The 8,560-nt window shown below is 37.1% G+C and carries 3 protein-coding genes and 1 pseudogene; 1 reads left to right on the plus strand and 3 read right to left on the minus strand.

Features of this window, described 5'->3' with window-relative positions; genetic code table 11:
- Positions 1-5,223: S8 family serine peptidase (locus Q0X59_RS05820; protein ID WP_297643824.1), on the minus strand; the 5,223-nt coding region annotated here is incomplete at its 3' end.
- A gap of 725 nt (positions 5,224-5,948) precedes the next feature.
- A complete protein-coding gene (locus tag Q0X59_RS05825) occupies positions 5,949-6,602 on the minus strand; it encodes a TenA family protein (RefSeq protein WP_082266290.1) in 654 nt (217 codons plus the stop codon).
- A 610-nt stretch (positions 6,603-7,212) separates the two neighbouring features.
- Between Q0X59_RS05825 and Q0X59_RS05830 the strand changes: the two genes are divergently transcribed.
- Positions 7,213-7,899: a hypothetical protein gene (locus Q0X59_RS05830; protein ID WP_297643827.1), complete on the plus strand. Its 687-nt coding sequence runs from the start codon at positions 7,213-7,215 to the stop codon at positions 7,897-7,899.
- A gap of 465 nt (positions 7,900-8,364) precedes the next feature.
- Here the strand turns inward: Q0X59_RS05830 and Q0X59_RS05835 are convergent.
- A pseudogene (locus tag Q0X59_RS05835) lies at positions 8,365-8,560 on the minus strand (ABC transporter ATP-binding protein); the annotation flags it as partial.

Here is an 8,560-nt window from a genome sequence, read left to right on the forward strand (position 1 = left end):
ATCAGTTGGAGTTGAAGGATCAGTCTTACCCGGATCAGTTGGAGTTGAAGGATCAGTCTTACCCGGATCAGTTGGAGTTGAAGGATCACTCTTACCCGGTTCAGGTTCAGTCTGGGTAGAACCATCACTCTTACCAGGCTCAGGTTCAGTCTGAGTAGAACCATCACTCTTACCCGGCTCAGGCTCAGTTTGAGTAGAACCATCACTCTTACCCGGCTCAGGATCAGTCTGAGTGGAACCATCCTTCTTACCCGGCTCAGGATCAGTCTGAGTAGAACCATCACTCTTACCCGGCTCAGAAGGAGTTTCAGGAGCTGTAGAATCCTGTGTCACTTTGAATGCTCGAGATACTCCACTGCCAGCATTATCGCTAGTATCACCAGTTACATTACCTGCATAATCCGTAGCTTCAACGCGAAGAGTATGATCACCCTTCTTCAAACCTGCAGTAGGAATATACAGCTTCATATCTGTATTCTGAGGACTATCCGCGTCTGTAGGAATATTACGAACATTGCTAGTATCAACCATATTGTCTTCAATCTTAGTCTGCTTTAAGTCAGTTTCTTCAGTCTTAACTAACTTATTATCGATATAAACTTTCACAGACTTAAGATTTGGATCAGTTACATGTACGTAAATCTTCCTTGTGTTAGGATCAGTAACTCCCTCACCATCAGATAAACCAATATTAACTGTTGGGTCTTCTTGATCAAGAACTACCGGAATAAGTCCAATCTTAGAAGAAGCAATCTGATCAGAAGACTGAACGTTTATCAGGTCGCCATTATCAACATGAATATCACTAGAGAATGCTCGCTTATTAACACCTTCTCCACCAGCGTGAATCGAGAAGAATCGCTTAACAGTATTACCGTTAATGTATAGCGAGTATCCAAATGCATCATCACTTATCTCACCAGCAAGATTTACAGAATCTTTATTTGTAAATAAGGTGTGACCGTAAAGCGTAGGATTATTGAAAGTTACTTTAGGAGCAGCGACATCGAAATAGAAACGCACAGGAGTATTGACGAGTGTCGTTGAGTAATCGTCATCATCGTCTACGCTATCTTTCTTTTCTACTTCAAGTCTAAAGTCGTTCAAACCTGCATGCATTGGAAGCTCAGCTTCAAAAGTGTGCTTCGTTTTATCAATCTTTGCTTCATAGACAACAAGATTCATATGCTTGTCTGTTCCAACTTCATTCTGTACGAATTTAATACTCGTTATAAGTTCACCTGCATTACCAGTTACTTTCACAGAATCCTTGCTTGGATTATTTGCAGAAACAACATAGTTATTTTCGAAAATTTCTTGCAAATTACTCTTGTCAATGCTGAAATCATCCTCACCAACTTCAGGAGTATTTTCATCACTATTTTCTTGTTCTGGTTCAGAACGACCTTCAAGCGGAACCGTCAAAGTAGTATTATTTGCTCCATCAGAAGCAACTAAAGTAACAGTTGCAGCTTTTGCATCCGGATCAATAGTGGTATCAAATTCTCCATTATTAAGAGTGACTTCATCAGAAACTGAATTTGCATCATCTCCAGCATTAGCAACTTTTTGATACTCAATCTTCAAAGTCAACTTATCACCAGGATCATCGCTAACTTTACCCTTAATAGTCACTTTTCCGTCTTTAGCAACATCTAAGTGCTTATTCTTATTAAGGTTAGTAACAGTGATTTCAGGAGCTTTCTCGTTGAACTTCACAGTGAACTTTTTAGTATGAGCTATCGGATTTCCGTTTGCATCCAATCCACTTATCTTAATGACGTTATCGCCATTTTTAAGAGGTACAAATGAGACAAACGTTGCATGTTCACTGTCAATCTTAAATTCGCCTGTTTCGCAATTAGACTTATCGTGCTGATCCCACTTTCCATGAGCTACTTCTGGACGAAGCGACTTCACATCATCAGAAAGATAACCACTTAAAATCAAGTAGTACTTATCATCACCATATTTTTTAACTTTATAATCCCTAGGAGTCAAAGTATTAGTAGTTAAAGAATCTTGATTATTAACAACAATCTTGGATCTTCCATCTGGTTTGCCGGCGCTATTCAGCTTATTGAACACTTTTGCTACAGCATTTGCATTTAAAGCATTGTCAAAAGACTTAGCAACAATGAACTTTGCTGAAGGATCTATCGGAATCTTACAAGTTAAAGTATGACCACCTTCCGAATCCTTACAATTCTGGCTAGTATCATATTTCAACTGATGACCTTCATCACCGTCCATTGTAATAGACGGAGCAGTTGGCGTGCCAATTAAATCATCATGCATAGTGAAAGTGACATCACCGTTTTCATCTCGATCAGAAATTTTAATAGTAGGGCCAGTAGTATCGAGAGCAAACTTCATGTCATACTCTTGAGCTGGGAAATCCTTAGAAAGCTGAGCTTTAATACGATATGTGTAATAACCATCCTTAGCTACAACAAAGCCTTTCTTAGGATCCCAAACTTTACCATCCCAAGTACCATTAGAACTACTACGGGCTCCATTAGCATCCATCTTTCCAAGATTTGTGCGACTTAGATAATCATCGTCACCCAAATCTATAACAAGGTTTTTGCCGTCTTTATCGTAAACAGAATAATTCACGCGTTCAGCATTTCTTAGCACTGCAATAGATGGCTTAACGCTTTCCAGTATTCCATCATCATTAGGAGAAAATGCTCCAAGAGAACGTTCTTGACCTTCAGTGTTCACTTTCATAGGAAGGTTGCCAAAAAGGCCACCTTCATTAAATAGCGAAACAAGTTTTGTTGTTGCAGGAATATCCGCACTGTAAGTACTATTAGGGTCGACTATAATTGGCTCTTTATTCCAATCGCCCACAAATCCTAAATATGGAACAGACAAATTTGGTTGACCTTCTGTTGTTGACTCAAAACCAATATAGCCTTCAACATAATGATCTCCGTTAGTCTTAGGATTAAGAGTAAATTTAACAGTTTCTGTTTTACCAGGAGCAACTCGAACATGCTTTGATAAAGTAGTCAAGCTTTCATTACTGAATGATGTTACAGTTTTTTGCCCAGCTTCATTAGACTCATTTATAACTTGATTATCTGGAATATCAAACTGAGCATCAGTGCTTCCAATATTATGCAACTTTACGTTAATAGTGCGTGGACCATTAACTTGACGCAATTGCGCATAAGCGTTATCAGTATCATCTACTGTTGCAATAACGTTAGTATCAACAGCTTTATCAACTTGCGCTAAGCCAGCACCAATTTGGCGAGGAGCATATGGAACACCATTATCATTTTTAAGCACTTGAGCAGTATTCATCAACGCTTGTTCAACGCGAGTAGCAAGTGCTTTTGCAGAAAGATGTGGGAAACGATTCTTATAACTTTGCATAACTAATGCAGAAAGACCAGAAACATTAGGAGCAGCCATGGAAGTACCAGACATGCCTATATAATTATTTTTGCCGTTCTGCGTAGACCACACGTTTCCACCGATACCTGCAATATGAGGCTTGAAGTCAAGTTCTGGAGTTGGTCCCCACGAAGTAAATGTTGAAGGATGCAAACTACTAGGATTTGGTATTTCAGTGTTTCCATTACTAAACGAAACCTCTACCTTTTTATTATCCTTCTTTGCATTCTCAATTGCGGTCTTTATTTCTTCACCAACACTCATTGGGATTGAAGCACCAAAGATCTTAACTTTTTCTAAGCCGCCCATACCTATGAATAAATCATCAGGCTTGTTATTGTAAATGATTACGCCAGCAGCACCCTTTGCTATTGCATTATTAAACTTATCTTTAAATGAGATTTCTCCGCGCTGAATCAAAACGTATTTGCCGTTACAATCAACGCCGTTGAAATCATCTGCGCCTCCATTATCCGGAGTTCTACCTAATCCTGCGTAAACAATTTCATGCTTTCCACCATCTGCACTTCCAGTAGCAATAGAATATACGAAATCTTTAGAGCTGTTATTCGCATAATAAGTAGCTTTAGAAGCAGTAATTACCTTGTTTTCTACAGATGCAATGCTAAACGCTTCATTGAATGCTGCAGGACTTCCTAAAGTTCCATCATCCCACTTACCAAATGCATCGTCAGTTGTTCCACTAGCAGAGAAATTCAAACCAGAGTTACCTGCAGAAATCACTGGAAGAATGCCAGCTTCGCGAGCATGCTTGAGAGCTAGTCCAGTAACACTTGACATACCACTCATACCGTTGTCAGAACCCAAAGACATGTTGATAATGTCAGCACCAAGTTTCACAGAAGCTTCAACTGCAGCAGCAATATCAGCATCGTCAGCACCATGCTTATCAGGATCATTCGAGAATACTTTCATAGCAAGAAGTTGGGCATTTGGAGCAACACCTTTAATTTTTCCATTAGCTGCCACAATACCTGCAACATGCATGCCATGCTGTTCTTTGCCTGCATCTTTTACAGTGCAATTTTCATCAGCAAAATTGTAACCGTCAGGAACTTTTTCAGTGAATTCAGTAGAACCACACAAATCTTTTCCTCTAGGTTGCATCTTAAGTTTAGAGTTGTTAGTCAACTTCATATCTGGCTGTTCTACGTCAATACCAGTATCGACTATTGCTACTAACATTCCTCTACCGTCAAGATCTTTATGCTTCTGCTCAAAAGCTTTTGTTACGCCTTCGAGAGTTCTAGCTGTATTTTCAAGAGGATAATACACGCGCTCTTTTGCTACAGAAGCAACTTCAGGCTCATTTTGCAACGCTTGAATCTTATTTTCAGGAAGAGTTGCTTCGAAAGCATTAACTAAGTAACCGAGTTGACGATTAACAGTAATACTATACTTGTCTTTCCAAGTAGAAAGTAAATCATTCTGCTTAGCTTTATTTGCTCTTTCAGCAAAATCAGATGCTAAGTGACGCTGATTTTTAAGAGTAACGATAACTTTTACAGGAGCAGTTGAACTCAATTCATTATTATTTGAATATTTCTTTGATTCATCCAAAATTTTCGCAACATTTGGATTAAGACGCAATTCATCAAGAGTTAAAGGCTTACTGGAAGCGTTTTTAACTGCTTTTTCTATTTCTTGCTGTGACTCCGATTGCAAATTAGCGCTACCTGCATAAGAATCCTGTGCATAAGCAGAAGGAACTCCAGAAAGTGGCACAATCAACGTAGCAGTAGCTACGCTTAATGCGGCTAACCGAGTCAAGTATGACGTTCTATTGAACTTCATAGCAATCTCCTCTCGAATGGATATGAACATATTCCTAAAACGCGCTAAGACGTAGAAGAAATATATTCCGAAGACTCTAGCATTTTTTATGTAACAGAAAATTTTCAACTATGCTTTTAAAAGGCATAAAATGCCATATGCAAACCATTCTCAATAAGATAAAATGGCTAAATAAAGCCAATACCCCCCCCCATCGAATAAATTTAATTAACAGTTAAAAAATCTTAAGTTTACATGTTATTTACGTAAGCACTTAAAAAATTACGCTTCTTTTTCAAATTTGCGACTATCGGAAAATTTACACTTGAAAATCATTGAAATATAGGAGTAATTTAAAGCCAAAATAATGCAAATATAATAAAAAATGCATCAAATATCTGTAAAATTACTAAAAACTATAATTAGAAAAAATAACAGAATATTATATAAACGCCTCAAAACGCCTGAAAAATAGCGAAAATAGTGCAGTAATCAGGCTATACAGGTAGTACAACAAAAGATTTTACAATAAATTTTATGATAAATTTTACGAAATTGCCTTATAGAAGAATATAATAATAAATTTTACACAAAACCGTAAAAACACGTAAACACGTAAAAACGCAAAACCGGTAAATACGCAAATTAAGAAACACGTAGATACCGGTCTTTACGTAAATAATAGAAATGCAAAACTACGTATAGTATTAGTTCAATCAGTATTAGTTCGATCAGTATTAGTTCAATCAGATTTCTGCAGGACTTTCATAAGAATTATCAAAGAACATACGCTCAAGTTTCACAGCGCGCGCAAAATATTCACGAGCTATTTTCGAATCCTCGGGTCCAACTCGATCTAATTCATTACGCAAGAATCCAACAAAATCGTGGAAACCAGCGTAATCATGCAAATCAATCCATTGATAATGAACTTTACGCTCAGGTCGCTTGCCTTCAGCATTAGAAGCCCAAGTAATATATATCCATTCAGTAACATTTAATACAGCTAAAACTGCAGCGTAATGACCGCTATGAGCTGCATCTAAAAACATTTTCTTAAATTCACGAGTAGATTCAGTATCAGGAATATTATTCCTAAAAGATTCAGGAGTATTAAACTCTTTGAACGCATCCACAAAATACGTATTCTCATCTCCCGCTACTTCACCAATATATTTAGAGAACACAAGCCTACTATCAAGCCTATCTGCTGTTGTAACGGCAGCACCCAATAAAGCTAAGAAACTATCTAAAAATCTGTAATCTTGAATCAAATATCCAGCTAACACAGCATCTGGAATCGTGCCTTCAACTAATTCATTAACAAAACGATGATGAATTGCAGCATTCCATGTTTCAATATTCTCATTTTTTAATTCGTCTGTGAATCGCTCAGTCATAATCACATCCTTTCTTTGCATGCGTTATTTCATAATAACTAACACTCACATACATTTGTTTATAGTAGATAGTTACAACTAGGAAAGAGGCTTAGATATTTGAAATTCAGTTTTAAATTCATCGTAATCTCCATCTTATAGAATCAATCGATATGTTTTACGAAGAGTTCCTATATTTTTTTATCATAAATAATCGTTATTTGAAATAGTATAATTTTGTTATATAAAACAATCTAATTTCGTTATTTGAAATAGTCTAATTTTCGTTGGATTAGTAAGCATTAGTTAGTAATATTAGTAAGCATTGTTTAATAAAAGTGATACATAATTTGTGATTTATGTATAATTGTTTAATCTAATTTGTATATTTAAACAATTTACAAAAATAAGTTCTTAAACTCTTTATTGGTTTGCTTCTTTATTGGCTTGCTTCCTTACTGGTCTATTTCTTTACTGGTCTATTTCTTTACTGGTCTATTTCTTTACTGGTTTGCTTATATTTGCGTGTTGACGTGTTAAAGCGTAGAGTATTTAAAGTTTTTATTATAAAGACGATATGAAAATAACTCTCTTATAGTAATAAATTCAAATGATGAGAATGGGGTATAACATGTCACAGAGCTTAAGTAGCAATAAAAACATTCACTCTAATATGTCTTTAACTCTTAAAAAAGTTGTATCTATCACAATTGCTTCACTGACTGTAATTGGATTAGCTTGCTCACTAAGCGCTTGCGGAGCAAATAGCGTAAACAGTAGCACAACAAAAACGGAAGACCAAAGAGTAAAACAGTTAAGCAAATATAAAGTCAAATTCCTCATCACTGCAAACGATGACTTCGATTCCGCTTCCTCTCCTGTAATTATGCACTTTATCGGTGACGATGAAAATAATAAGGACGTTGACTTCTATCACGCCATTGTCGCAAATGACAAGCAGGATATCATCAGCATGAAGCCTGGTAAATACAAGGTTGAAGTGTCTGACTGCATGTTATCTGACGGCAGTGTTCTCGTAGTTGATTCTGACGGCTTTGACGGCGGAATCGCCATTGATAAGAACGACAACAATAAGATCCCGATCAGCTTCGGTGACAAGCTCGGCGCTCGAATCGTTGATGAACACTATGTAAACCGTTACGCAGATTTTGCGAAAACCGCTCTAAAGAACGGTGACGAATCTCTGTCCGGTGAAACAGGAAAAGCTATTGCCGAAACTGTTGCTAAAAACATTAAAACATTCGCCAACATTCGTCATATAGACGCATCTAGCGAAGATTTTTCAGATGAAGAGTAAACTCCCTAAGAGTTGCACTGAAAATACTAAAACGTCAATTTGAAAGATCGAAGAAATAACTAAAATATCTCCCTCGCAGTCTTTGATATGTATCCTCTTTACTGAATAAAACCAGTAAAGAGGATATTTTTATTCGCTATAGTTTTAAATTCAAAAAAGCATACTATTTCAAAATATTGATGAAAGGATAATACTATGCCGAATTGGGTATATATCAATTAACACTTCAAAATAAAAGCAATACCTAAAAGGTAGCTAAATAAGCTAATTGCAAAGTAGCCAAACCAGAATCAGTCAAACACCAAAGTAGCCAATCGATGCAAATTTGCACTTAATGGCTACTAGCGCTGCTTCAGAATCACTTGCGCTAAATTGCATAGCGCACACCAACAAACCAGCGCACGCCAACAAACCAGGCTCAAACCAAGCACAAACCAGCGCATTCCTACAATCAGTGTCACATCCTCACATAGACACAGTGTAAAGCGAGTAGAAGTACGCCTTCTGACTCATAAGCTCCTCAAAGCTTCCACGCTCAATAAGCTCGCCACTTTTCATCACAAGAATCTCATCATATTGCTTAAGTGAATTAGCATCCAAACGGTGAGTTACAACAAGTCGAAGAATTCCTTGCAAATCCAAAATAGACTGCGTTACGTTC

Source organism: uncultured Gardnerella sp. (genome assembly GCF_947280595.1).
GTDB classification, from domain to species: Bacteria; Actinomycetota; Actinomycetes; order Actinomycetales; family Bifidobacteriaceae; genus Bifidobacterium; species Bifidobacterium vaginale_A.

Excerpts from the sequence above, each read along its gene's own strand:
- Q0X59_RS05825 (WP_082266290.1), bottom strand. The coding sequence starts at position 6,602 with ATGACTGAGCGATTCACAGACGAATTAAAAAATGAGAATATTGAAACA.
- Q0X59_RS05830 (WP_297643827.1), top strand. The coding sequence starts at position 7,213 with ATGTCACAGAGCTTAAGTAGCAATAAAAACATTCACTCTAATATGTCT.